At 42.2% G+C, this 26,938-nt stretch carries 20 protein-coding genes and 1 other annotated feature; of the genes, 11 read left to right on the forward strand and 9 right to left on the reverse strand.

What is annotated here, in order from left to right; genetic code table 11:
- Positions 1-9: 9 nt before the first annotated feature.
- A complete protein-coding gene (locus F0342_RS17310; protein ID WP_149157100.1) occupies positions 10-2,166 on the reverse strand; it encodes a cell division protein FtsA in 2,157 nt (718 codons plus the stop codon).
- Between the two features lie 205 nt (positions 2,167-2,371).
- On the opposite strand from F0342_RS17310, the gene F0342_RS17315 reads away from it, so the two are divergent.
- From F0342_RS17315 to motS, 4 genes are all read left to right on the forward strand, one after another.
- Positions 2,372-3,448 (forward strand): bifunctional 3-deoxy-7-phosphoheptulonate synthase/chorismate mutase, encoded by a 1,077-nt coding sequence (locus F0342_RS17315; RefSeq protein ID WP_148970963.1) that lies wholly within the window; start codon positions 2,372-2,374, stop codon positions 3,446-3,448.
- 547 nt (positions 3,449-3,995) lie between these two features.
- Positions 3,996-4,994 (forward strand): catabolite control protein A, encoded by a 999-nt coding sequence (gene ccpA, locus F0342_RS17320; RefSeq protein WP_149157101.1) that lies wholly within the window; start codon positions 3,996-3,998, stop codon positions 4,992-4,994.
- A gap of 60 nt (positions 4,995-5,054) precedes the next feature.
- The gene (motP, locus tag F0342_RS17325) at positions 5,055-5,870 is read left to right on the forward strand and encodes a flagellar motor protein MotP (protein ID WP_149157102.1); all 816 of its coding nucleotides are present in this window, start codon (positions 5,055-5,057) and stop codon (positions 5,868-5,870) included.
- Entirely contained in the window at positions 5,860-6,597 is a 738-nt protein-coding gene (gene motS, locus F0342_RS17330) for a flagellar motor protein MotS (protein ID WP_149157103.1), read from the forward strand. Before motP ends, motS begins: the two co-directional genes overlap by 11 nt.
- 87 nt (positions 6,598-6,684) lie before the next feature.
- Here motS and F0342_RS17335 read toward each other — a convergent pair whose 3' ends face one another.
- Genes F0342_RS17335 through F0342_RS17345 form a run of 3 tightly spaced genes read right to left on the reverse strand, consistent with a single transcriptional unit; the run spans position 6,685 to position 9,173 of the window.
- Positions 6,685-7,860, reverse strand: coding sequence for an acetoin utilization protein AcuC (locus F0342_RS17335; RefSeq protein WP_149157104.1), 1,176 nt, complete (start codon positions 7,858-7,860; stop codon positions 6,685-6,687).
- A complete protein-coding gene (locus F0342_RS17340) occupies positions 7,857-8,504 on the reverse strand; it encodes an acetoin utilization AcuB family protein (protein WP_149157105.1) in 648 nt (215 codons plus the stop codon). Before F0342_RS17340 ends, F0342_RS17335 begins: the two co-directional genes overlap by 4 nt.
- A gap of 36 nt (positions 8,505-8,540) precedes the next feature.
- A complete protein-coding gene (locus tag F0342_RS17345; RefSeq protein WP_149157106.1) occupies positions 8,541-9,173 on the reverse strand; it encodes a GNAT family N-acetyltransferase in 633 nt (210 codons plus the stop codon).
- Positions 9,174-9,426: 253 nt separating this feature from the next.
- Here F0342_RS17345 and acsA point away from each other — a divergent pair, with 253 nt between their 5' ends.
- Positions 9,427-11,145, forward strand: coding sequence for an acetate--CoA ligase (acsA, locus tag F0342_RS17350; RefSeq protein WP_149157107.1), 1,719 nt, complete (start codon positions 9,427-9,429; stop codon positions 11,143-11,145).
- 242 nt (positions 11,146-11,387) lie between these two features.
- On the opposite strand, the gene F0342_RS17355 is transcribed toward acsA, so the two are convergent.
- Positions 11,388-14,318, reverse strand: a complete 2,931-nt coding sequence (locus F0342_RS17355) for a transglycosylase domain-containing protein (RefSeq protein ID WP_149157108.1) — start codon at positions 14,316-14,318, stop codon at positions 11,388-11,390.
- 187 nt (positions 14,319-14,505) lie between these two features.
- Positions 14,506-14,714, forward strand: a binding site (T-box leader).
- A gap of 53 nt (positions 14,715-14,767) precedes the next feature.
- Here F0342_RS17355 and tyrS point away from each other — a divergent pair.
- Entirely contained in the window at positions 14,768-16,030 is a 1,263-nt protein-coding gene (tyrS, locus tag F0342_RS17360; protein ID WP_149157109.1) for a tyrosine--tRNA ligase, read from the forward strand.
- 296 nt (positions 16,031-16,326) lie between these two features.
- Here the strand turns inward: tyrS and rpsD are convergent, their stop codons facing one another.
- Entirely contained in the window at positions 16,327-16,929 is a 603-nt protein-coding gene (gene rpsD, locus F0342_RS17365) for a 30S ribosomal protein S4 (protein ID WP_034765742.1), read from the reverse strand.
- A 347-nt stretch (positions 16,930-17,276) separates the two neighbouring features.
- Here rpsD and F0342_RS17370 point away from each other — a divergent pair, with 347 nt between their 5' ends.
- The 3 genes from F0342_RS17370 (at position 17,277) to megL (ending at position 21,108) form a co-directional block, all read left to right on the forward strand.
- Entirely contained in the window at positions 17,277-17,885 is a 609-nt protein-coding gene (locus F0342_RS17370) for a hypothetical protein (protein ID WP_149157110.1), read from the forward strand.
- A gap of 41 nt (positions 17,886-17,926) precedes the next feature.
- Complete coding sequence (locus F0342_RS17375; RefSeq protein ID WP_149157111.1) at positions 17,927-19,759, forward strand: sensor domain-containing diguanylate cyclase; 1,833 nt, start codon at positions 17,927-17,929, stop codon at positions 19,757-19,759.
- Between the two features lie 167 nt (positions 19,760-19,926).
- Positions 19,927-21,108: a methionine gamma-lyase gene (megL, locus tag F0342_RS17380; protein ID WP_149157112.1), complete on the forward strand. Its 1,182-nt coding sequence runs from the start codon at positions 19,927-19,929 to the stop codon at positions 21,106-21,108.
- Positions 21,109-21,341: 233 nt separating this feature from the next.
- Here megL and F0342_RS17385 read toward each other — a convergent pair whose 3' ends face one another.
- Entirely contained in the window at positions 21,342-21,827 is a 486-nt protein-coding gene (locus F0342_RS17385) for a GAF domain-containing protein (RefSeq protein ID WP_149157113.1), read from the reverse strand.
- Between the two features lie 284 nt (positions 21,828-22,111).
- On the opposite strand from F0342_RS17385, the gene refZ reads away from it, so the two are divergent.
- Positions 22,112-22,765 carry a forespore capture DNA-binding protein RefZ gene (gene refZ, locus F0342_RS17390; RefSeq protein ID WP_149157114.1) on the forward strand — a complete coding sequence of 218 codons (654 nt, stop codon included), beginning with the start codon at positions 22,112-22,114 and terminating at the stop codon, positions 22,763-22,765.
- A gap of 57 nt (positions 22,766-22,822) precedes the next feature.
- On the opposite strand, the gene hisJ is transcribed toward refZ, so the two are convergent.
- On the reverse strand, positions 22,823-23,614 hold the full coding sequence (gene hisJ, locus F0342_RS17395; protein ID WP_149157115.1) for a histidinol-phosphatase HisJ: 792 nt from the start codon (positions 23,612-23,614) through the stop codon (positions 22,823-22,825).
- Between the two features lie 213 nt (positions 23,615-23,827).
- On the opposite strand from hisJ, the gene ezrA reads away from it, so the two are divergent.
- Positions 23,828-25,522: a septation ring formation regulator EzrA gene (gene ezrA, locus F0342_RS17400; protein WP_149157116.1), complete on the forward strand. Its 1,695-nt coding sequence runs from the start codon at positions 23,828-23,830 to the stop codon at positions 25,520-25,522.
- A 65-nt stretch (positions 25,523-25,587) separates the two neighbouring features.
- Here the strand turns inward: ezrA and brnQ are convergent, their stop codons facing one another.
- Positions 25,588-26,928: a branched-chain amino acid transport system II carrier protein gene (gene brnQ, locus F0342_RS17405; protein ID WP_149157117.1), complete on the reverse strand. Its 1,341-nt coding sequence runs from the start codon at positions 26,926-26,928 to the stop codon at positions 25,588-25,590.
- Positions 26,929-26,938 lie beyond the last annotated feature (10 nt).

The raw sequence follows: 26,938 nt of genomic DNA on the forward strand, positions 1-26,938 counted from the left end.
TTCTTTCATTCAGCGTGTGGACTGAGGCCAGACGATTTCGAGTTCATCCCCCTGTTTAATTTCTTCATAAAAGGTGGTTTCCTCTCCGTTTTTCAAGAGTATGAAGCTCCCATTCGCATGAGAAGGCATGGTGATTTCAACAGTATTAAATAAGTCCTGGAAGATAAATGAGCTTATTGGTTGTTCTTCAATTTCAATCGAATCCCCGGAAATTAAACGATCGTCCATTTCAAGTCTGCTGCCATTTCGATAAACACGGCTGCTCTCTTTCATAAGCTCTACTTTCTTTCCGTTAAAAGTAATGAAGATAGAAGCCCCTGCAGTGAGCTGTTTCTTGGCGAGAAGCTCCTTTACCGTTGGAGTAAAGCCTGGTTTATATGAAATGACATCACCCTGCTGAATCTTTGATGAAAGCTTCGCCTCAAAACCGTTGATGAATAGCCTCCCACTATAAACAGGGAAGAAGGTGTCTTTTCCATTGATGGAAATACGATAGGGCTTAGTGCTTTCTAACCACTCTTCATACCCTGAATGCTTTAACACGTCGAAGAGTGATTCCATCAATTCGATCTGGATACAATCACGGTCCTGAATGGTCTCTTCAAGGGAGGCAGGTTGATTGTTTCTGTAGATGAGAGGAGCTAGTAAAAAAGGATTCTCATCTATCACAATCTGTTTAGAAGTAGAGGTATCTAATAGATCTCCAATCGTTACGCTTGGTGAAGACCCGTTCTCTCCTTTGTGAACAGTGATAATATCGTTATTGTTAATTTTTTCGTCCAGTGCACTAGGCTGACCATTTTTTTCAATAAGAGGTGCCTGACCGTGGCCTCCTGGTAAGGATATATCTTGACCATTGACTGTTACAAAGAAACCATTCCCTGGAACCCCGTGCCATTTACTTAGTTTTAAGCCCGCAGCCAAAATACAGTCCCCGACCGTTAAGTCCTTAACTTCAAATAATCGGACCGGTTGATTGTTCACATGGGCAGTGACATATTGAACGGGTGTCTGTTTAGCTGCAATGGCGATTCCGATAGGTGTAACGAGCTCTGGTCCTTTTGTTACTTCATCCAATATGGTTATATTCTGAATCGCTTCCACGCCTCTTACAGCGACCCGGTTGTGTGGAAGTTGTAAGGATGAGGCTAGTTTGCCCGGCAGCCCAGGTGTTAAGCTGCCTCCTCCTACAAGCATGACTGCTTGTGGAGGATTCCCATTGTTCAAACGGAGAATCTCCTTAGAAATCTCCCCGGCTAAACGATCTACAGCTGGACCAATTTTATCAACAACCTCCAGTGCCGGGAAACTCGTTTCAAAACCGAGAATGTCGGTAACCGTAATCTCCTCTCTAGACTGAAGCTCCCTCTTTGCTTGCTCCGCTAAAGGAAAATCCAGCAACAGTTCATTGCTGATGGCTTCAGTTATTTCATCGCCGGCTGTCGGAACCATCCCATAGGCAATGATAGTGCCCAGATTTGTAATCGCGATATCGGATGTTCCTGCTCCGATATCAACGAGGGCTACATTGAGTCGTCTCATGGATTCTGGAATCAGCACATTAATTGCAGCGATAGGCTCCAAGGTTAAGGCATCCATTTCTAAGCCAGCGCGATTCAGTGCAGCAATTAAGGATTCAACTACTACACGTGGAAGGAAGGTTGCGATAATCTCGACGGTGGCCTCTTCCCCCTGCTGATCGATGAGACTTCCGATTTCCTCACCATCCAAGCGATAAAATAGGACAGAATAACCAACACAATAATAGTGATAGCCCTTCGTATCATTTTCGTTTTCTGCTGCCAATGCTTGAGCCTGCTGGACAGCACTTAACTCGAGATGAAGAATATCGTTTTTTTGAAGAAGGGGTTTTCCTTTTATATTTAATGTGGAAGATGCGGTTGCCGTTTTCAGGGCTCTTCCGGCAGCTGCGACACACACTTTATGAAGGGAGCCGTGTTTCTTCTCCAATTGTGCTTTAATGGAGCAAATGACCTCGGCAACTGCTGGAACGTCATGAATCTGACCATCCAGCATGGCTCTCTTTTTATGCTCTTCTACTAAAATATCTGAAACTTGAAATATTCCGTTAATTTCTTCTAAAATGATCCCGACGACCGATCGGGTTCCGATGTCCAAAGCAAATATTTTTTGCGTATTTTTCAATTAGTATTCACCCACTTTAGCCTATTCTCATACAATACTAAAATACTTTAGTGCTTAAAAGCGTCTAATTAATAAAGAATTTTATCGTGACATTTTGGATATGTTCTATTATAATAAGTTTCAATATCAAAAATGTATCATACTTTCTTAAAACTATAACAGTTTTTACGTATGAACAGGATAAAAAAAGAAAGGGTGCTGTATTGTGAGTAATCAAGAGCTCGATCAATTACGAAAACAAGTAGACGAGATGAACTTAAAACTATTAGACACCATTAATGAACGTGCTAAACTAGTTCAGGAAATCGGGCGTGTCAAGGAGACTCAGGGAGTATACCGCTATGATCCTGTTCGTGAAAGAGGAATGCTTGACCTGATCAAAGAAAATAATAATGGTCCATTTGAACATTCGACCGTTGAACATATTTTTAAAGAAATCTTTAAAGCCGGGTTGGAGCTTCAAAAAGACGATCACCGTAAAGCACTGCTTGTTTCCCGTAAAAAGAAACCGGATGATACAATTGTAACGATCAATGGAGATTCAATTGGAGACGGAAAGCCTCACTTCATTTTCGGTCCATGTGCGGTTGAATCTTACGAGCAAGTAGCAGAAGTGGCAAAAGCGGTTAAAGCAAAAGGACTTAAATTGCTGCGAGGCGGAGCGTTCAAACCGAGAACGTCACCTTATGACTTCCAGGGCCTCGGGATCGAAGGATTAAAAATTCTTAAAAAAGTGGCGGATGAATATGATTTGGCTGTCGTCAGTGAAATCGTAAATCCAGCCGATATTGAACCCGCATTGGAATACATTGATGTGATTCAAATCGGTGCGAGAAATATGCAAAACTTCGAGTTGTTAAAAGCAGCAGGAGCAGTGAAGAAGCCCGTATTACTTAAACGCGGTTTAGCTGCAACGATCGATGAGTTCATCAACGCTGCTGAATATATCATTTCACAAGGAAATGGAGACATCATCCTTTGTGAGCGTGGAATTCGTACGTACGAAAAAGCGACAAGAAACACATTGGACATTTCAGCTGTCCCAATTCTTAAGCAAGAAACGCATCTGCCAGTATTCGTGGATGTAACGCACTCAACCGGACGCAGAGATCTGTTGCTTCCAACTGCGAAAGCAGCACTTGCCATCGGTGCAGATGGTGTAATGGCTGAGGTTCATCCTGATCCTGCCGTTGCCTTATCCGATTCTGCCCAACAAATGGATTTAGATCAATTTGATCATTTCTATCAGGAGCTGTTAAAAGGAAGAACGATCGAAGTATAATATATAAAAGAGAAGGGTTGGATCCTATTTATGGGGTTCAACCCTTTGTTTTTGATTTTCAAAAAGATTTTATGCTGTCATTGTGAGTGTATTTTGTAAGGAAAGCCTTTTTGAGCAGACTACGAACGAAGTAATTAGTGAATTTCAGGTGAACTATCCGATCATCATTGAGGATATCGGCAAAAATTTCATTTTAACGGCGAAATTCCGATTTTAACGGCGAAATCTCGTATATAACGGCGAAATTCTAAATATATCGACGAAACGCATACTCTTCTCCAGTAAGCCTGTATTCTGGTCGCCGATTTTTCTGCATGCTATAATGAACTTTTTATTAAAATAAGGCGGAGTCGTTGCACGAAAATAGAGACTATCGTATGATTATCATGGTAATTGCAGATAAATAACCTATATACATTGAAAAAACACTAACGTGAATATAATTATGTGCATTTTTTAACAAACTATTGTAATCGCTTTTTTCTTTAGGTTTATTTAGTGTAAAATAAGATAAATAAATGAGTAGAAGAGTAAAGGAGAGTTAGCTATGAACGTTACAATATATGATGTAGCAAGAGAAGCAAATGTTTCCATGGCGACCGTTTCACGTGTTGTCAACGGAAATCCCAATGTAAAGCCGGCAACAAGAAAGAAAGTACTGGAGGTCATTTCCCGCCTTGGATATCGTCCGAATGCAGTAGCAAGGGGACTTGCAAGTAAGAAAACAACAACGGTCGGAGTCATCATTCCGGATATCTCTAATATTTTCTATGCGGAATTGGCACGTGGAATTGAAGATATCGCAACCATGTACAAATACAATATTATCTTAAGTAACTCGGATCAAAATGCGGAGAAGGAACTTCATCTTCTTAACACGATGCTTGGTAAACAAGTGGACGGAATTCTGTTCCTTGGCGGGCACATTTCCGAGGAACATGTCCAGGAATTCGAACGTTCCCCGGTTCCAATCGTATTAGCTGGAGCTGTGGAAGAAACAAGCAAGGTTCCTTCAGTTAATATCGACTACAAAGCGGCTTCCTACGATGCTGTTACGGAATTGTTGGAAAAAGGACATAAGCGTATCGGATTTGTAAGTGGTCCTTTCCACGATACAATCAACATGAAGTTTAAATTAGAAGGGTATCGTGAGGCACTCGCTAAAGCCGGAGTTGAATATAGTGACGACCTGGTGGTTGAAGGTGAGTACACGTATGATTCAGGACTTGAAGCCTGGCAGAGGTTTTCTGAGCTTGAGGATAAGCCGACCGCTATATTCGTCGGAAATGATGAGACGGCTCTTGGAGTCGTTCACGGTGCGCAGGATCAAAACGTGTCCATTCCTGATGAAGTTGAAGTGATCAGCTTCGATAACACAAGATTGGCGCTTATGGTTCGACCACAGTTAACTTCCGTTGTTCAGCCTTTATATGATATCGGGGCTGTGGCGATGAGATTATTAACGAAATATATGAACAAAGAAACGGTTGAAGAATCTACAGTTGTTCTTCCTCATCGAATTGAACATCGGAACTCAACAAAATAAGAAGTTTGTCGATATAAGAGATAAAGACAAACAGAACTTTTTTTTGTAGGGAGAGTCAAAATGAAAAAGCTTGATGTTCTTACACCAATCGGGGTTGTAGTAGGGTTTCTATTCGTTGCTTTCGCCATCATTACGAACGCTGGTGTTACAGGCTTCAGTTCCTTTGTGGATCTGCCATCTATGTTTGTTGTGATAGGCGGGTTGATCGCTGCCATGCTGGTCAGTTTCTCTATTAAGGAATTGAAGCAACTGGGGAAAGTGATGAGAGAATCCTTTCGTGACGAGGAATACGATCTTCAGGGCCTCATTCGCACGTTTGTGACCCTATCAGAAAAAGCGAGACGTGAAGGCCTTCTCGCTTTAGAGGCGGAAGTGGAAGAGGTTGAGGATCCTTTCATTCGAAAAGGAGTCCTGTTAGCCGTCGATGGAATTGAGCAGGACGTGATTGTGGATATCATGAATGCCGAAATCATCGCTTTAGAAGAGCGGCATCGTAAAAATAAAAGTTTACTGGACAAGGCGGGGGAATATGCACCTGCCTGGGGGATGATCGGTACCTTGATTGGTCTCGTACTGATGTTAAAGAATTTAAATGATCCAGCGTCATTAGGGCCTAATATGGCCATCGCCTTATTAACGACTCTATATGGTTCGATCCTTGCAAACCTTGTCTTCTTACCAATGGCATCCAAATTAGCGATGAAAACAGAAAAAGAAGTGTTTATGAAACAAATCGTGATTGAAGGTGTCGTCGGTGTACAATCCGGTCAAAATCCAAAAATATTGGAAGAGAAACTGAGAGTGTTCTTATCCAATGAGGAACTGGAGATGTACTCTGGCAGGAAGCAAGGGGAGGCAACATTCGATGAAGCGTAGACGAAGACATGTGTCTCAGCCTACGGGTGCACCGAAATGGATAGTAACCTTTTCTGATCTCATTACTCTTATTCTCGTATTCTTTATTTTACTATTTTCCATGTCTCAAATTGATATCGTGAAATTTAGGACCATCGCTGATTCCTTTCAGCAGCGTCAAATACTTGAGTTTTACCCTTCTGTCATTCCATTCGAGAATCCTTCAGCTGAACCTGAAATGGAGATGGAGAAAACTCAGCCTCAAAGCAGTGAGGAAACCGATAAAGAGTTGAATCAGCTTTTAGCCGATATTCAAAGCTACTTAAATGAAAACAAACTAAGTGACGTTGTAGTGGCCACAAGAACCGAGCGCGGAGTTGTGCTGGTCCTTCAGGAGCAAACACTGTTCGCTTCAGGGGAAGCAACGGTCCTTGAGGACGCTTATCCGTTCTTAAATAAAGTGGGCGATCTTTTATCGAGGATCCCAAACTTCGTGAAAGTGGAGGGACATACGGATAATCGTCCCATCGGTACATATCGATTCCCATCAAACTGGGAGCTCTCCTCTGCAAGGGCAAGCAGTGTGATCCGGTATCTCGTTCAAACCGAAAACTTAGATCCGAAGCGCTTCATTGCCGTTGGATATGGGGACACTCGACCAATTGCCCCCAATGACACAAGGGAAAATCTTCAAAAAAACAGGCGTGTGGAAGTGATCATAACAGATCCTGCATATGAGGAACAATAAAAACCAAGGACTTCTCAATGTGATGAGAGGACCTTGGTTTTTTAAAATAGATTCGTAGAGTTATGAAATACTTACCCCTTCATCCCATTAACTCCCCGGTTTTTGCCTGAGCTGCTGTCGGATGGAGTATAGGGCTTTCTCTACGGTTTGCTTATTCTTCTCCGTGATTTCGCCTTTTCTCGGAATCGGCTTGTAAATGTCAGGTCTATCCCACCATTCATTTGGCAAGGTGACCCCTGCTTTACTTTGCCAGCGATCCGTCCATTTCCCAGGGAAGGAAGAGGCAAGGTCCATTCGACCGGTCATCTGCATCCAAATCATGCTCCAGGCTCTTGGGACGACTCTCCAAATGTCATAGCCGCCACCACCAACGGCAATCCATTTACCTTCGCAATACTCATGAGCAAGCTCATGGGCGATACGAGGGATATCCCGGTATATATTCATGGTAGCCGAAAGGTGGGTGAGTGGATCATAATAATGGGCATCTGCCCCGTTTTGAGTCAAAATGACGTCGGGCTTGAAGAATTCAATTACTTCGCGAAAGGAAGTTTCGTAAGCTTCTAGCCACGACTCATCCTCTGTAAAGGCATCGAGTGGGATATTGAACGAATACCCATAGCCTTTTCCGTGACCGCGTTCATTAATATTACCTGTTCCTGGGAAGAGGTAGCGACCCGTCTCATGGATGGAAAGGGTACACACGTCCGGATCATCGTAAAAGGACCACTGAACGCCATCTCCGTGATGAGCATCTGTATCGACGTATAGGACCCGGGCACCGTACTTTTCCTGCAAGTAGCGGATTGCCACCGAACTGTCGTTATAAATACAGAAGCCTGATGCTTTACCTTTGAAACCATGATGCAGACCACCACCGAGATGGAGGGCATGCTTCGCTTTTCCCGTCATGACAAGATCAACAGCCGTCAACGTCCCGCCTACCAAATAAGCACTCGCTTCATGCATTCCTTGAAACATCGGGGTATCTTCTGTACCAATTCCAAACCCTTCTGCCTGATCTTGAGAGAGTTGGCCGACACTCGCTCTCTTGACGGCGTTTACATAATTGGGATCATGATTAAGAAATAACTCTTCATCGGTAGCCATTCGTGGTGGAACGATTTCATCTGATTGAAGAGCATTTGCTTCTTTGAGTAAATCCATCGTCAAGGTCAATCGGGTTTGATTGAAGGGATGCTCATCAGAGAACCGATACCCCAGGAGTTCGTCTGAATAGATGAAAACAGCATCTTTTGTCATGTGGAGATTCCTGGCATGTTTGGCCATAACACGTCATATCCTTCTCTCTTTAGATCATTGATCACATTCATCGGATTCATCGTTCTTACTCGGAACACAAGGATTTTATACTGTTCGTCCTTTTTATCCGGATACACAAGTACACTTTGAATATTGGAGTTATTCCTTCTGATGATACCGGCTACCTCGTAAAGAATGCCCGCTTTATGTGGGACTTTCACTTCGATTTGAGAGCCGGGCTGATGGGCTCCCGTCAGTTGAATGAGCGTGTACAACAGGTCGGTTTCAGTAATGATTCCGACCAGCTTCCTTTCCTTCAAAATAGGGAGGCAGCTGATCCGGTGCTCATAAAAGAGAGCCGCAACCTCTTCGACAAAATCGAGAGGATGACCTGTGATCACATCTTTCTTCATGATCAATTTAAGAGGATTCTGTAATTCACTGGTTGTAGACTCATCATGAAAAATAGATGGGGTACCGTCTTTTACATCACGGTCACTCACGATCCCGATCACTTCCATATCATGATTGGTAATCGGTATATGCTTGATCTTCTTCTCCCGCATTAATTTTATGGCTGTTTCAATTGTATCGTCTGCCTTTAATGTTTCGACTTTCGTTTTCATAATTTCTTCTACAATCACGTTCTCCACCCCTTTAGAAAACTTGTCAGAATTCCATTAATACATAAAACGATTCATAAACCTCAGTTGATCAAATCGTTGGATGGAATCCGGGTCCACTCTCGTACCAATTCTCGCCATTAAACAATTCGCTGGATGGGAACTGATTTCAGGGTCATCCGTTGCGTAATATTCCAATCCGCCGGCGTTCATCATTTTTTCCATCACTTTACGATATTCCCACACGTTCAGGCCGGTTCCTTTGAGGTCCCAGTGCCAATAATATTCAGTCGTAATGACGATGTAGTCTTCCATATGATCATCCATCATGGAAACCTTTAAAAGATTTTTTCCGACGGAAGCCCCGCGGAATTTAGGGATGACCTCGATTGCTCCAAGCTCAATCAGATTTTCCATTTTTCCTTGAGACCAGCGTTCAAGTGGATCAGGATATAAATATGTAACATAGCCTACAATCGTATGATGATCTCTCGCGATAAGGATTCGGCCTTCCGGTAAACCGGCAATCTCTACAAGGGCTTTATGCTGCTGGGCAGGAGGTCTGAATGCGACCAAGTCCTCGTGAAAGTCTAGCCTGGCTAATTCTTCAGCGGAAATCGGACCTTCAATAATGATATTTCCCTTTGTTGTTTTCAATTCTGTTGCATTATAGGTTTTTTTTAATTTCATCTGGACACCACCTAAAGATATTCCTCAAGTCCATTATACATGAAATTAAAAAATGTATAGCGCTTTCACGAAATTTTCAGACGTTTGAAGTGGGGAAGCTATTTTGCAATACCTATCTAGAACAAGGGTTTGAAGAGTTATTACTCGAAACGCAGAAAAGAGCACCTTGTGGCAGATTTTTTAAAAAATTGAGAAAATATTAAATTTATACTATAATAAGATTGTAATTTCTTACATAAGGGGGATGCGGTATATGAAAGTGGAAGCGTTACCAGTAACGAAGGGAAACTATAATCTTGAAAGCTATGAAAATACGTATGAATCATTTGATTGGAAAGATGTCGAAAAAGAATTTTCATGGTCGGAAACAGGGCGTGTCAATCTGGCTCATGAAGCGATTGACCGACATGCAGTAACTTTCAGGAAAAATAAAGTCGCTCTTTATTACCGAGATGCAGAACGTGATGAAAAATATACGTACTCTGATATGAAGAAGATGTCGAACAAAGCAGGAAATGTATTGAAGCGTTTTGGGGATGTGGAAAAAGGTGACCGTGTCTTCATCTTCATGCCGAGATCACCGGAATTGTATTTCTCCGTATTAGGTGCGATCAAGTTGGGTGCCATCGTTGGTCCTCTGTTTGAAGCATTTATGGAGGGAGCCGTTCGTGATCGTCTGGAGGATAGTGAAGCAAAGGTACTGATCACAACTCCTGAGCTATTAAAGAGGGTTCCAGTAAGTGAACTTCCAAACTTAAAGCATGTTTTCTTAATTGGGGAAGATGTACAGGAGGACGATGTCCAAATTGACTTCCTTTCAAAATTCGCTGAAGCGAGCGATAAACTGGCAGTAGAATGGGTAGACCGGAACGATGGGTTGATCCTTCACTATACATCAGGGTCCACAGGAAAACCAAAAGGGGTCCTTCATGTCCATAACGCTATGATCCAACATTATCAAACTTCCAAATGGGTACTTGACCTTCAGGAAGAGGATGTGTATTGGTGCACAGCGGATCCGGGCTGGGTCACAGGGACTTCATATGGAATCTTCGGTCCGTGGCTGACAGGTGCCTCGAACGTCATTGTAGGGGGACGCTTTAAGCCGGAGAACTGGTATAAAACGATCGAAGATTATGGAGTAACGGTTTGGTACAGTGCCCCAACCGCCTTCAGGATGTTGATGGGTGCAGGGGATGAAGTCGTGAAACAGTTCGACTTAAGCTCGCTTCGCCATATCCTGAGCGTAGGAGAACCGCTGAATCCAGAAGTTGTCCGCTGGGGAATGAAAGTATTCAATCTGCGAATCCATGATACTTGGTGGATGACTGAAACAGGCGGTCAATTGATCTGTAATTATCCTAGCATGGAAATCAAGCCTGGATCCATGGGGAAACCATTCCCGGGTGTGAAGGCGGCGATTGTGGATGATCAAGGAAACGAAGTGCCTCCTTACCGCATGGGGAACTTAGCAATTAAAAAAGGCTGGCCATCCATGATGAACCAGATCTGGAATAATCCACAGAAGTATGAATCATACTTCATGCCTGGTGACTGGTATGTTTCAGGAGATTCAGCTTATATGGATGAAGACGGATATTTCTGGTTTCAGGGACGAATTGATGATGTCATCATGACGTCTGGAGAACGAGTTGGTCCATTTGAGGTAGAAAGCAAGCTCGTAGAACATCCGGCAGTTGCCGAAGCAGGCGTCATTGGAAAACCTGATCCTGTTCGCGGCGAAATCATCAAAGCTTTCATCGCTCTTCGCGACGGCTACGAAGTGACAGATGAGCTAAAAGAAGAGATTCGCCAATTCGTGAAAAAAGGATTAGCTGCCCATGCGGCTCCAAGAGAAATAGAATTCAGAGACAAGCTGCCGAAAACACGAAGCGGGAAAATCATGCGTCGCGTGTTGAAGGCATGGGAATTAGACCTTCCTACCGGTGATTTAAGTACAATGGAAGATTAATAGATGAAAGAACCTCTGCTCGTGGTGAGTGGGGGTTTTTTTGTGGTCTGGGGGAGAAGGAGGTGAGGATGACGGAATTTGTCGATTTATGAGTGTTGGCAGATAAAATTAATATATGGTAGAAAAATTCCCAAAATGGTATGAAAGATTAAAGGGACAGTCCAAATCCAGCCCTTCACCCTCATCCAATATAAAAAAACGAGCAAAAAGTAAATACTTTTGCTCGTTTTTTAAATTGCTATCTAATTCTGCTCAGCAGGTGGTTCAGGTTCAGCTGGTGGCTCGGTTCCTCCATTGTCACCGCCGCCATCATCAGCTGGAGGTGGCTCAGGCTTGTCTGGTTTAGGAGGAGGAGGATCAGCCGGTTTATCACCAGGCGGTTTCGGATCCGTTGCCGGCTTCTCAGGCTTCGGTTCCGGTTTTGGCTCTGGTTTTCCGATTTGCACAGTGTTGGAAGGTGTAGATTGTTTTCCTGCTACATCAACAGCAACCACATAGAAATCACCATTTCCAACGGAAACTGAATAATTCCCGTCAGACTTGACACTGCCGACCTTGCCGCCAGATTTACTATATACACGATATCCGACGACATCTCCGCTTGCAGAAGGGGTCCAAGTGATGGTATTACCATTAGCACTCGTTTTTACCGTCCCTGGAGCAACTCCGTCGTCAGAAATTTTGTTTTCTGCAATCAGAACATTTTTGAATCGATTGTCACCTTCCGGAATGAGTTTGTTTGGATTTCCAGGTACAGAACCAAATACATTCTTCACAAAGTCAGGATTCAAGATCACTCCCGGTTGTGAAAATTCTTCCGGCGTATTAGGCAGAGCTAAATATTTCTTTCCGTTTACCATGACATAACGGCTCATGAGTAAGCTGTCATCTGTTTTGGTTGGTACATATTTAGCGTTGAATAAGTCACTTTTCACTAACCCGGCCTGACTGCATGCTTCTGATGGCAGCAATCCGGAAATGGAACAGAAGGATCTTCTTACAATGCCTTCCGGTGCTGTGAACGAACCTTCGGGATCAATCAGTTCAGGAGCCAGGTCTCTTGTATCATTTAATAGGTATGACCATAAGCGGATATTTCGCAATCCATAATGTCCATATTGTGCTCTCGATGCTGCTGTATTTAATGATGAAGGTGTATCATACCCGAACCAGGTTCCAAATGTAATGCTCGGATTGGATGCGACAAACCAGTGATCCTTGTATTCCTGACTCGTTCCGGATTTCCCGGCCCAGTCAGAACCAAAGTTCAGGAATTTCTTCGCATAGCGACCTGTCCCAAGTGAATGATCCAGGGTATCCCTCATCATATCGATGGCAAGGTAAGCTGTTTGTGGACTGAATACATCCACCGGTTCTACTTTATGTTCGAACACCACGTTGCCATCTTGATCGACAATTTTATCTATCATGTAGGCATCTATGAATTTCCCGCCATTTGCAAAAGTAGTATAGGCATTTACATTTTCTTCTACTGTTACACCACTTGTGGTGGCCCCCAGTGCAAGTGACAGGTTGTTATCATATCTGCTGTTTAGTGATGAAAAGCCCATTTTCAGAAGGAATTCTTTAAATGGATTTCGGTTATAAATATTGGCATAAGTTCTTACAACAGGTAAGTTCAATGATTCTGCAAGTGCATATCTTGCAGGGAAAAGTCCTCGTTCATTAAGCGAGTAGTTTTCAGGCGTCCAGCCATTGATGTTCACACCAACGTCAGGAATAGGGGATCCAGGTGAAATGTATCCGTATTCCAGTGCCGGGGCATAAGCAAGTAAAGGCTTCATGGTAGACCCGTTCGATCTCAGTGACTGGGTGGCGTGGTTGATTTGTTCCGTTTTAAAATCACGGCCGCCAATGAAACTGATGATGCGTCCTGTTTTATTTTCAATCATGATCGCTCCGACCTGAACCGGCTCCTGCACTTCCACTTCTTCTCCTGTTTCAGGGTCAGTTGCCGTTACATATTTTGGAGGTCCATACATTTCGTAGGCATCTTTCGTCTTTTGCATTTGATCATAGATTTTTTTATCGATAGTTGAGTGAATCTGATAACCGCTTTGACGAACATTGCGGTCAGCGAGCGTTCGGTATTTTTCTTCAAGTTCATCATTATTTTCAAGATCCTGTTTTGAATAGCCGTCTTTTTCTGCAAGCACATCCGTCATGATGTCCACTGCTCTGCTTTCAAGTTCGGCAATCAGCCAAGGATACTGTTCACTCGGTGATGCTTTAGCCTTGATGAAATCTTTCGACAGGTCATAGGCAACAGCATCATCGTACTCTTTTTTCGTTATATAACCTTCTCGGTGCATTCTGTAGAGTACAGTATTTTTTCGGCTTATTCCAGCTTCCAGATTCTCTTTCATTTCTCCACTATTCGTAAATGGTGTGTAAGAGAATGGAGCTTGAGGAAGTCCTGCAATGAACGCCGATTGAGGCAAGGTTAAGTCCTTGGCATCGACTCCGAATATCCCTTGGGCAGCAGATTGGACCCCGGCGATATTCCGACCGGAAGAATTACGTCCAAGTGTCGCTACATTCAGGTACGCTTCCAGAATTTCGTCCTTTTCAAAGAAGCGTTCCAAGCGAAGGGCGAGGAGTATTTCTTTTGCTTTTCTTTCAAATGATACTTCATTCGTCAATATTTGGTTTTTGATTAGCTGTTGTGTGAGTGTACTTCCACCTGATTGAGTGGAGGAATTGGTGAATTCCTGTAGTACGGCACGCATGATCGCTTTCGGTACGACACCGTTATGTTCTTTGAAGTATTCATCTTCCGTGGCAATAACAGCATTTCGCAGATCTTCAGAAACATCTTCGAGCTTCACTTCTTCCCGCTCTAAGTCTGTTCGGAGTTTCCCCAAATATACATCATTGGCAAAGTATAGCTGCGACGTTTCTTCGTAGTTGTAAATGTCCTTTTTCATTTGGTCATAAGGACGGATCGGTTCTTCCTTGACGAGAGAAGCGAAATATCCCGCTCCGACTCCTCCTGCAAATGCGAAACCCAGTACAAAGATCACGACCAGGATCAACGACAGATTCCAGAATACTCCGTATGTAATTCTTGCTCGTTTTTGAACTCCAGTATTTGAAAAGAACCTGATTGCAGGGTCTAATTTTTCGAGTGATTTGTTCCATTTTTCCTTCATATATCATTCCCCCCAGAACATTCCCATTATAGCATATTTACAGGAAGGCTGTCGTAAAAAGTCAAATAAAATGGTCTTTTATCATGCGTTTAGTTGACTAATATTTTAGAATATGGTAAAAACCTTATATAGCGAAATGAATGACGATCCGGCACACAGTCGGATTTACTTACAAAAAAATGAACGTGTGATCGCAATGAGAGGAATAAGTAGTCTGCCTTCCCTGTTATAAAGAGAGTCAGTGGTTGCTGTGAACTGACACAAATGGCCGATGAATTACATCCTGGAGCTTTTGCTGTGAACCTTAGTAGCAGCAAACGGTTAAAGCCGTTATCTTTAATGAGTGAAGGATGTAATTCCTTAATTTGGGTGGTACCGCGCGACAGCGTCCCTGCATTTATGCAGGGACTTTTTTTGTTGTCTTGTTTTACAAAAAAGGAGGAAAAAACATGGATTTGATAAAGGACTTGGAATGGCGTGGAATCACGTATCAACAAACGGATGCTGAAGGGTTGAAGGCCCTGTTGAATAAAGAAAGCATCTCCATCTACTGCGGGATCGATCCAACAGCAGACAGTATGCATATCGGGCATCTGCTCCCATTTTTAACATTAAGACGATTCCAGAATCAAGGGCACCGTCCTCTTGTATTGGTGGGAGGGGCAACCGGATTGATCGGTGACCCGAGTGGTAAAAATGAAGAGCGTAAACTGCAGACAATTGAAGCGATTCAGGGGAATGTAGCGAGCATTAAAGTACAGCTTGAAAGCATCTTTGATTTCGAAGGGGAAAATGGGGCAGTGATGGTGAATAACTATGACTGGATCGGAGCGATGGATGTTGTCACCTTCCTTCGTGATTTCGGTAAGCATGTGGGTGTAAATTACATGCTCGCGAAAGATACGATTGCGTCACGCTTGGAGTCAGGTATTTCGTTCACTGAATTTACTTATACCATTCTGCAAGCACTGGACTTCAATCATCTATACGACAACTACAATTGTAAGCTTCAAATCGGCGGCAGTGATCAGTGGGGGAATATCACGACTGGACTTGAACTGATCAGACGTACCCACGAAGAAGAAACGAAGGCGTTTGGTTTCACGATTCCACTTGTCACGAAAGCAGATGGAAGTAAATTCGGTAAAACGGAAAGTGGAGCGATTTGGTTGGATCCGAAGAAAACATCTCCTTACGAATTCTACCAGTTCTGGATCAATGCGGCCGATGCGGATGTCGTGAAATACTTGAAATACTTTACATTCCTTTCACACGAAGAGATCGATGCTTTGGCACAGTCTGTTGAAACGGAACCCCACCTTCGCAAGGCGCAAAAAGCACTGGCTGAAGAAATGACCAAACTGATTCATGGTGAAGAAGCGCTAGATCAAGCCATCCGCATCACACAAGCATTATTCAGTGGTGAGATCAAATCTTTATCGGCTTCTGAAATTCTTGAAGGGTTTAAAGATGTTCCTTCATTCGAACAGCCTAAAGGAGAAGCGATCGGATTGATCGACCTTCTCGTAAATGCGAAAATCTCACCATCTAAGCGACAAGCGCGTGAAGATGTCGGGAATGGTGCAGTATACCTTAACGGTGAACGTGTAACAGACCTTCAGCATGTGATTGATGAGAAAGATATGATTGAAGGACAGTTTACCATCATTCGCCGCGGAAAAAAGAAATATTTTAGAATTCAGTACGTATAATACTATTATTGAATCTGTCAGTACGGTATCCGTTTCTCTTTTGTGAAGCGGGTACCGTGCTTTTTATTAGTGTGGAAGAAGAAGTTGAAAATAAAAGGGCCGGAGTTGAAAATATAGCTGAAAAGTTGAAGGTTGAAAAGAAATGCTTCTAATGATTACATTCAGTACCGAAACCCGTCCTGAATTGTAATGAATTCTTATATATTTTACAAAATGTCCAAATGCTGACTCAATCTAATTTTATTAGGCACAAAAAAACACTGCCCATAAAATGGACAGTGTCTTTTGTACAAAGATTAACGAGAGTAGAACTCAACGATAAGAGCTTCGTTAATTTCAGCCGGTAATTCAGAACGTTCAGGAACGCGTGTGAAAGTACCTTCTAATTTGTCAGCATCGAAAGTTAGGAATTCAGGAACAAAGCTGTTCACTTCCATCGCTTCTTTGATGATGTCAAGGTTACGTGATTTTTCACGAACTGAGATTGTTTGACCAGGAAGTACGCGGAATGAAGGGATATCTACGCGAGATCCGTTCACTGTTACGTGACCGTGGTTAACAAGTTGACGTGCTTGACGACGAGTACGAGCTAAACCTAAACGATAAACAACGTTATCTAGGCGGCACTCAAGTAACGCCATGAAGTTTTCACCGTGTTTACCTTGTAATTTGCCAGCTTGGTCAAATAGGTTACGGAATTGACGCTCAGTTACTCCGTACATGTGACGAAGTTTTTGCTTCTCTTGAAGTTGTAAACCGTACTCAGAGATTTTTTTACGTTGGTTAGGACCATGTTGTCCAGGAGCGTAAGGACGCTTTTCTAATTCTTTACCCGTTCCGCTTAGAGAGATTCCAAGACGACGAGATAATTTCCAGCTTGGGCCAGTATATCGAGCCATGAATGACTCCTCCTTTATTGTTTTTATTTTGTTGTAAAATAAAAACACCTGTGAATAAACAATTATGTGCATTTTGTTTTCATGTACCTTCGCCCTAGCAGCAGAGGGTTACAAGATACACCTCAAGATGTAGAGGAACAAAATACGATCATAAAGGACTTCACTGAAGCTGCATTATTTTACACAAAGAATATTATATGACGGGAGAGCATAGAAGTCAAGGAAGTATTTTAAGATGAACAGGTTTCATAGATTCTTGCGAGTGTTGTTCTCTAAACAAAATAGTCCAAAAGTCATTTTTTGTGATATAATAAAAGTTGGAAAATATGTTGAATAGGTGAATGTTGTTGAAAGAATCAAAAAGAGAAAAGACCCTTAGATTTGTATTGATCGGTCTGTGCGTCCTGGTTGTTTTCGGAGGGTTTATTTATTCTTCCAATTCCTCATTACAAGTAGATGAGTCCGGGCAATCGATCCATGCGGAGGTATTAACTGCAGGAAATAGAGAGCAGAACCCCGTCATCGCTGTAGCAAAGATGGCTCAAGATCAGCCTGTTCTTATTATATATGAACTTGATAGAAGCAATCAGTATTATTTTAAGGTATTACATAGTGTGTCGTTACAGAAAAGAGTGAAAAAGATAGGACTCACAAAAGATAAAGATGGAATTTGGGTCCAATTAGATAAGAAACAATGGGTGTTATTTTCAAGATCTTTAGAGGTTTTACAAGAGAAGAAAGATGTTCCTTCATCAGTGATTTCCAGTAAACAACCCTTTAAATATGATGAGCATCATCAATTGATAGACATTTCCTTTAGAGAGGACAAAGACCCGATTCAACTGGATTTGTCAGATCAGAAAGCTGAACCCGCGGAAGTCCATTCCTTATCGGTAGATCAGCCTATATGGCTCGTGGTATTACAAGAAGATCTGGTGCTGGCTCAAGGTCAATGATGTTAATAGTTTCACAAACCTTTTAGGTGTGGGTGAGAAAAATGTACGTTGTTCATAATTCATTGCTTGAATATAAGTCAAAGCTGTTTGATTTAATCTATGAAGAAATGTCAGTTGAATTGGGGCATTCTGCTCATTTGCAAAAGTGGCTGACAATTATTAAAGACTGCCTTGATATTGATCGGGCATTTTTATATTTTTATAGCGAGTCTGCCTATCTCTTATATCACCCCAGTGACAATGACGAAGTTCCCCTCACGCTTGCTGAAACGAAGGAGAAATACGTTTTTCGTCCTGTAATGGTTGAGGAAGAGGATAATTTCAACATCCGTTTTCACTTTACGAATAAAGATGGCAGTCCCCTGGCGATGCTTTTAGTAAAGAGGGATGAACGTAAAGAAGTGGCAGACGATAGCTGGCTCCATTCCTTTTGGGAAGCCAGCAATCAATTTTTACAGCATACAGGTGGAATCCAGACCGTACTCGAAGATGAAAAACGGTACAGGGAATTATTTAAAGTAACGGAGATTTTTCACTCAACAAGGGATGTTCATACGCTTCTCGTGCAGATCATTGAAACGTTGAAGCAGGTGTTTCCAATCGATGAATTCCACTTGTTATTGTCTAACGACCGGTATGAATTCGGGACACTCCCCATTAAAAATTTTGACTTTGATCGTGCCAATGAGTCTGCCATGCAGGCATTTGTAAATGGGAGTATCGAAGTGAGGGAACAGGATATCCTGTATGCACCTTTAAAAGGGAAACAGGGAATCTATGGCGTTCTCGAAGTGAAGTCAAAGGCCCATTTCACCTTTACGGAACAGAAGATCGAGTTCATTCGCTTACTTGCCTATACGGCAGGGAATGCCCTTGAAAATGCTAAACTTTATGAACAGTCTAAAAGGCTCATTACCGATTTGCAGCTTATTAATGAAACCTCTCATCAGTTAAATTTGAATTTACGATTAACGGATACGGTCTTATTTTTAAAAAAACAGATTAAACGATCCTTTCAGGCATCAGCCATCGGATTTGTTCTCCTTCAAAAAGGGGAGTATAGAATCCTGGAAGAAAGCTCTCCTGTTTTTTTTGAACTAGAAGGTGAAAAGTATATCTCTTATGTAAAGGGGAGAATCGAGAAGGAACGGGATGCCATCTTTTTAGGTGATGTAAGCGATCGATTCGATATGGGAGTGGTCTTTCCTTCCGTTATGGCCGTCCCGATGATTCAAAATGAAGCCCTGCTAGGGTTTTGCATAGTGTTACATAAAGAACCGTACATGTTTTCATTTGATATGTACAAGCTGCTTCAGTCATTTATCCATCACTCAACCCTGGCGATAACCAATGCAACCCTTCGTGAGAAACTTGAGCATATGGTCATTACCGATCATATGACCAAATTATTCGCACGGAATTATCTCGATGATGAAATGGAATCTTCGATGAATAAAGATTCAGTGGGAACCTTGCTGTTGATCGATATTGACGATTTCAAGGCGATTAATGATAATTACGGCCATCAAATTGGGGATGAAGTCATTATCGGGGTGGCGAACCTGATTAAAGGAATCGTAAGTCATCATGGATTTGTTGCCAGATGGGGTGGAGAAGAATTAGCGGTCTATCTTCCTTCTCTTGATCATGTGGCTGGATCTGACATTGCTCAACGCATTGTCGAGGAGGTTCCAGTGAATACAGATCCTTCAGTGACTCTGTCCTGTGGCTTATCCACATGGAGAGTAAAGGATGACCAGTGCCCTAAGTCTGTAAAGGAATTAGTAAAGAAAGCAGATGAAGCACTCTATCATGCGAAAAATAATGGCAAGAATCAGGTTGTGAAAGATTGTGATGGAATCATCCTGGAATAAGAATGTTCGGGAACCCGTGAAATGAGTCGACATGTCTCTTACGGGTTCTTCTTTTTTGGCCATTCCTCTTTATCACTTTAGTGTAACCGCTTTCTTTTTTGTCGTGGTTATCATATTCTAGAATAGTAGTTACTTAGACTTAAAGGGAATACTGGGAGGAATACTTTATGAAAGAAGAGAAGCGTTTTGAAACAAGGGTGATTCATGAGGGGTATGCATCATCTCAGCACTTTGATAGTTTAGCGCCGCCTTTATATCAAACTTCTACTTATACCTTTGCAAATGCGAAACAAGGGGAAAATCGATTTGCCGGTGAAGAGGAAGGATATATATATTCAAGACTGGGTAACCCGACAGTATCGATTCTGGAAGACAGAATGGCATCATTGGAAGGCGGCGGGGCTGCCCTTGCCTTTGGTTCCGGTATGGCAGCTGTGTCCGCCGTATTATTCTCCTTAACCAAATCAGGAGATCATATCCTATGCTCTCAAGGCGTCTATGGCTGTACGTTCGGTTTACTTCAGTTACTCCAAGAGAAATTCTCCATTCAACATGATTTCTCTGCCATGAGTACAGAAGAAGAAATCCGGGAGAAAATCACAGAGCATACGAGCTGTATATATGTAGAAACACCAATCAATCCGACCATGCAATTAATTGATCTTGAGCTTGTCGTGAAGGTCGCCCGTGAAAAAGGGATTCCTGTAGTGGTTGATAATACATTCTGTTCTCCTTATTTACAACGACCGTTGGAACTGGGATGCGATATTGTCATTCACAGTGCGACGAAGTACATCGGTGGTCATGGAGATGTGGTCGCGGGGCTGGTTGTGGGATCACAGGAGAAGATGGCAGAAATTCGCATGACGACTCAGAAGGATATAGGAGGAATCATTTCTCCTTTTGACGCATGGTTATTATTGCGTGGGTTAAAAACGTTGGCTGTGCGAATGGACCGTCACTGTGAAAGTGCAGAGAAGATTGCACGTCTGTTAGCCGAACACCCTGCGGTAGAAACCGTCATCTACCCTGGACATTCCAACCATCCTCAACATGAGGTCATGAAGAAACAAATGAAGAAAGCCGGAGGAATGATATCCTTTACTATAAAAGGATCGAAGGAAGAGGCCCAGAAGCTGATGGATGATCTGGAGATGATCAAGATTGCCGTGAGTCTGGGGGATGCAGAAACATTAATCCAGCATCCGGCTACCATGACTCATGCAGTCGTACCTGAAGAGTCAAGAAAAAACATGGGAATCAGTGACACGCTCCTAAGACTTTCGGTAGGATTGGAAGCGTCGGAGGATATTTGGGATGATTTAGCTCAAGCGTTGAATAAGGCATAAGTAAAAAGGAAGGAACCCGGGCTGGCTGGTTCCTTCCCTTTTAGTGATGTGTTGTAATCGTGATTAGTGAGCAGCTGGTTCACAATTTGGCGCAACAAACGCTGAAAGTGGCACAACAACCGGCCAAAGTGGCACAACAACCGGGCAAAGTGGCACAACACCCCCTCGAATTGGACCATCCCCATCCAAAAAAATAAGACAGACCCTGTCGGCAAGGTCTGTCAGAATGGATTTTAAAGGTGGCGCATTAGCTCTTCCACAAAAATCTCCAAGTACTTCTGGTCCTCTTCATCAAATCTGGCTTTTTCCGGACTATCTATATCCAGTACGCCGATCAGTTTTCCCTCTTTCACAAGGGGAACGACGATTTCTGATTGAGAGGCTGCATCACATGCGATATGCCCGGGGAATTGATGAACATCATCAATCAAAAGTGTTTTTTGTTCACTTGCAGATGTACCGCAAACGCCTCGGCCCAATGGGATCCTTACGCATGCAGGCAGTCCCTGGAATGGTCCTAACACCAGTTGATTGCTTTCTTCTTCATATAAATAGAATCCTACCCAGTTAATACGGTCCATAAATTGATTTAAGAGGGCAGAAGCATTGCTTAAATTAGCAATTCGATTCGGTTCGCCTTCTAATAAAGCTTTCAGTTGTTTCGTAACAAGACCAAAGCCCTGTTCCTTTGTACCTTGATATTTTTCTGCTTTAAACACCAACAGCTCCCCCAATTCTACAAAATGTGCGCTATTTCATGTCCGTTTGTTCCCTCAAGCCCACTATACAACAAATCCTGTCGAGAAATACTTAAAGGAAATCCACATGAAAACACGAATTATTTGAGTAAACAAACTATAATAGAAACATCTATTGAACCATTTTTAGCATAATTCATCGAAACCTTCAATGATTTAGATTTTTTCATCAAAAGATTTTTAATATATTGAATTCTTGTCACTGTTTTTTTCATACGCCTATCATATTTGAAAGAAGGGGAAATATGAAAAAACTAGATACCTCCATACCGACGAAAGACGCCATTTTTCAAGCGGCCGTGTATTTGTTTTATGATCATGGCTTTGATGGAACCTCTGTCCGGGATATAGCAAAAAGAGCGAATGTTAATCCTGCTACCATCTCCTATTATTTTAAAGGGAAGCAGGGTGTGCTGGAAGCGTGCTTCACTCATTTCTTTGAACAGTATCTGCGCTTTCTTCAGGAAGAAGTGGAAGCCTTGAATTATGTAAGTGCGGATTTATGCTTAAAGCGAGCAGTGTACAAAATCTTGAAATTCCAAAGTGACCATCATCAATTATCCAGGTTTATCTGGAGGGAAGTTTCGATAGATTCGCAGGTTGTTCGTGAAATCATTGCTTCCTATTTAATGAAGGAAAGACATTATATGAAGAGATTGTTTGAACAAGGGATGAAAGATCATGCCTTGAAGAAACAGCCTGTCAGCTTTCTGGTGATTCAGCTCAAGTCCATGCTGACAATGCCGTTTCTCAATAGCCAGCAACTAAGGGAAGTATGGCAAATGTTCCCGCAGGAATATTATTTTATTGATCAATACTACAAGAATATTGATCAATGGATCGATTTACTACTCGTCTCCGAAGCGAAGGAAGTCATGAAGAAAGAACTAATTATCTAAGCATGGAAAAGTGACAAAAGAACTCTTCTCAGTTAATTGAAGAGTTCTTTGTTTTTATCATTGCATCTCTGCTCTACCTTGACCGACACCTGCAGCTGTATGGGCATCGGACCCGTAAACGGTTTTGATTCTTAAGGAAAGAGCTTGTTGAATGATATCAGTTGGCGGATAAGGCTCACCACAGTAGGGTTTAACCAGGCCGGACCCATTATAGTCCAACTCCAAATTCCTCGATGCCATTTCTTTTAAAATCAAAGAGGTTTTATCAGAAAAAGAATGTGAGGCGGGATATAGCCGTTGAAATTTCTTTACGAGGGTCATATGGCCGATCCGCTTAGGCTTATTAGGTCCCAAGTCAGCTCTGATCGACTTTATTACCGTGTCATAATAACGTTCGTAAATCGCATCGACGGATCCGTAATAATCAATCATAGATTTAAATACATCAGGACTGAAGTCCAGGCAATCCCATTTTCCATCGTGCTGCAAAAAATGGACAGAAAGAATGCTATCATCCAATCGGGGTCCGTATGTATTTAAGAATTCAGTTGTTTCTCTTTCGAAGCCTGCAATGTAATCTATCTCTAACCCTGAACGAATCGTGATTTTATCTTTATATTTCTCCTTAACGAAATCCAGAGTTTGAAAGTATTCCAAAAGATGCAATGGATCCATTCCGCTATCCTTGTCGGGTGTTGTATCTTCAAAACCCTTGGGAAGTGGCGCATGCTCCGTAAATGTTATAGCAGAATAGTTTAAAGAGAGCGCTTTTTCAATATACATTTCAAATGTATCGTCACTTCCATGGGGACAAAAAGGGGTATGAATATGTCCGTCCACTTTTACCAAAAGTCTTCACTTCCTTGTAAATAGTGATTATTTCGAAAGAAAAAAGTCTATTTTTCCTTGAATTTGCTGAAAATGACTTTTTATCACTGAAAAATTAGAAATTAATAGTCAAAAATTGTCGTTAACATGGTATCATTATAGCAATGAGAATTTATTAATGAAACATTCAAATTGATATAGATGTCTACTGAATAGTTGAACAGGGGGCTTAAGATGCAATACGTCATCGCTGGAATAATACTAATCTTAATCGTATTCCTTATCGGATTTATCTCGAGAAAAAAATATTACGCTGAAATTGATCGCTATGAAGCTTGGAAGATAGATATTATGAACAAGCCGGTTTCAGATGAACTCTCCAAAGTGAAGCAACTGAATATGACGGGGCAGACAGAAGAATTGTTTGACGCTTGGAGACAAGGATGGGATGAGATTGTTGCTGTACAGCTTCCTGATGTTGAAGAACTTTTATTTGATGCAGAAGAGTACACCGATAAATTTCGATTTACTAGAACAAAAGAGATACTATCCCGTATCGACAAGGTTCTGACTGAAACGGAACAGAAAATCGAGGAAATTCTGACAGAGTTAAATGAGCTGATCGGCAGTGAAGAGAAGAACCGTGAAGAAATCCAATCTCTTCAAGAAGACTATCGAAACAGTAAAAAGCAGTTACTTGCGTATCGTCATACATATGGTCAAGCCGCTAAGTACATAGAGAACATTTTAGATAAGCTCTCTGAACAAATGGATCAATTCAATGACTTAACAGAGCAGGGGAATTATCTGGATGCAAGAGAAATAGTCCTTAGTCTGGCACAGGAAATGAAGGATGTTTCCTACAAAATGGAGACGGTTCCGAAGCTGATCACCGATTGCGAAAACCTTTTGCCTACACAATTGTCCGAGCTTGAAGCGGGATACGTGGAGATGAAGGGGCAAGGATATATGCTTGATCATATTGAAGTAGAGAAAGAGGTTGCATCCCTGAAGGATACCCTGCTCCACTTTAATAAAAATCTTGAAGAGCTGAAGGTAGAAGAGGTAGAAGAAGGAATTCAGGAAATTAAAGTAAAGGTCGAGAACCTTTATGATTTGCTGGAAAAAGAAGTACATGCCAAACATTTTGTCCAACAGTATAAAGATCAAACGACTGAAGGATTGATCAAGGCCAAGGAAGATAATGAAGATATTCAATCTGAAGTAACACTTGTGAAACAAGGCTACCATCTTCAAGATGCGGACCTTGATACACCGTACGAAATTGAAACGAAAATCATTCAGCTTTCAAAGCGGCACGAAATGTTGATGAATAAAGAAGAATCGAATGAAACTGCGTTCTCCTCACTAAGTGATGAGCTGAAAGAAATCCGAAACGGTCTGGAAGAACTGAATCGGGAACAGAGTGAGTTTTCCATCTACTTACAAAACTTGCGTAAGGATGAGCTGGCAACCCGCGAAAAAATCCAGGAGCTTAAGAAGAAGGTGGCTGAAGCGAGCCGCATGATTTCAAAGAGTAATGTACCTGGCTTACCTGTTGATTACAAGGATCTTCTTGATGAGGTCCATCGGAAGATTGAGCAAGTGAATGCAAGTTTAACCGAGAAGCCTTTAAACATGAAGTTTGTTCAAGAAACTCTACTTGGAGCAGAAGACACTGTCGATCATTTTTACACGAAGACGGGAGATTTGATCGAAAACGTACTTCTATCCGAGAAAATCATTCAATACGGAAATCGCTACCGTAGTAAGTATAGTTCAGTCAAGGATGGTCTTCAGTCTGCTGAAGAATCCTTCCGTCAATATGATTACCGCAAAGCATTGGAAGAAGCCGCAACAACGATTGAAAAAGTAGAGCCGGGTGCTCTTAAGAAAATCGAGAAAATGATGGATCTTGAGGAAAAATAATATTCATCACAAATAAAAAGGACTGATTTAGAATGAACTTCTAAATCAGTCCTTTTTTCATGTAATCAACTGGCTTCAATCGTCCGCTTTGTCTGTCCCGCAAGTGCGGCAATAACGAATCCAATGATTGCACCGATCATAGCCGGCACTAACCAGCCGATCCCTTGAGTATAGAAAGGAAGGAATTCAAGTGATTGACTGATGGCGGTCACGTCAATCCCGGCGGTTTTAATCCCATCAATTAAACTGATCAAGCCCGTTGGAATCAGGGCTCCCACGTAGACGAGTGAATAGCCGTTAAATCCGTTATGCATGAACGACAGTAAGATCAATACGATGGCCAATGGGTAGATGAAGATGAGTACCGGTAATGATACAGCAATCAGCTGAGTCAACCCAATATTGGCAATAATCATACTAAATACAGACATGATGATCACTAACTTCGGATAAGATACAGGAAGAATCTTTGCGAAATATTGCGAACATGCAGAAACAAGTCCGACTGAAGTAGTGATACATGCAAACGTAATCGCCAGTCCCAGTATGATTGTCCCTGATGAGCCGAATAAATGACTCGCTGCCGCTGTAAGAATGGCACCACCGTTAGCTTGAGTACCAATGGAATTTGTACTTGTAGCTCCAATGTAACTTAAGGATAAATAAACAAGTGCTAAACCGATTGCAGCGATGACTCCTGCAATGATCGTAATGCGCGTCAGGTTCGCTTTACTCGTCACACCACGGTCTTTAATGGAATTAATGACCACAATCCCGAATACTAAAGCGGCGATTGTATCCATCGTTAAATATCCCTCAATGAATCCCTTGAACAGCGCTCCATCTTGATAAGCGGGGTTCGGTGCTCCGAAATCTCCCATAGGAGTTACAATACTCTTGACCACTAAGATCGAAAGAATCAGAATCAGGGAAGGTGTTAAAATCTTTCCGATTCTGTCTACGAGCTTTGAAGGATTCATCGCAAGCCATGCGGTTAATCCAAAAAAGATGATTGTATAAATGAATAAAGGAGTTCCGTATTTTGCGACACCTTCGGGTAAAAATGGGATCACTCCGATTTCATAAGCAACCGTACCGGTTCTCGGAATCCCGAAAAATGGCCCAATGGCCAAGTACATAACAATCGTAAATACTAATCCATATAAAGGATGAACACGGTTTGCAAGTGTCTGAAGATCTCCACCAGATTTGGCGATGGCGATAACACCCAATAAAGGAAGTCCTACTCCTGTAATGAGAAAACCGATAATACCGGTCCAGACATGTTCCCCGGCCTGCTGACCTAAAAAGGGCGGGAAAATCATATTACCTGCTCCGAGGAAAAGAGCAAAGAGCATTAATCCTATCGTAAAGATTTGGCTGAATGACAGCGCTTTCTCATTCATATATACCCCT

Source organism: Bacillus sp. CH30_1T (genome assembly GCF_008364765.1).
GTDB lineage: Bacteria > Bacillota > Bacilli > Bacillales > Bacillaceae_B > Rossellomorea.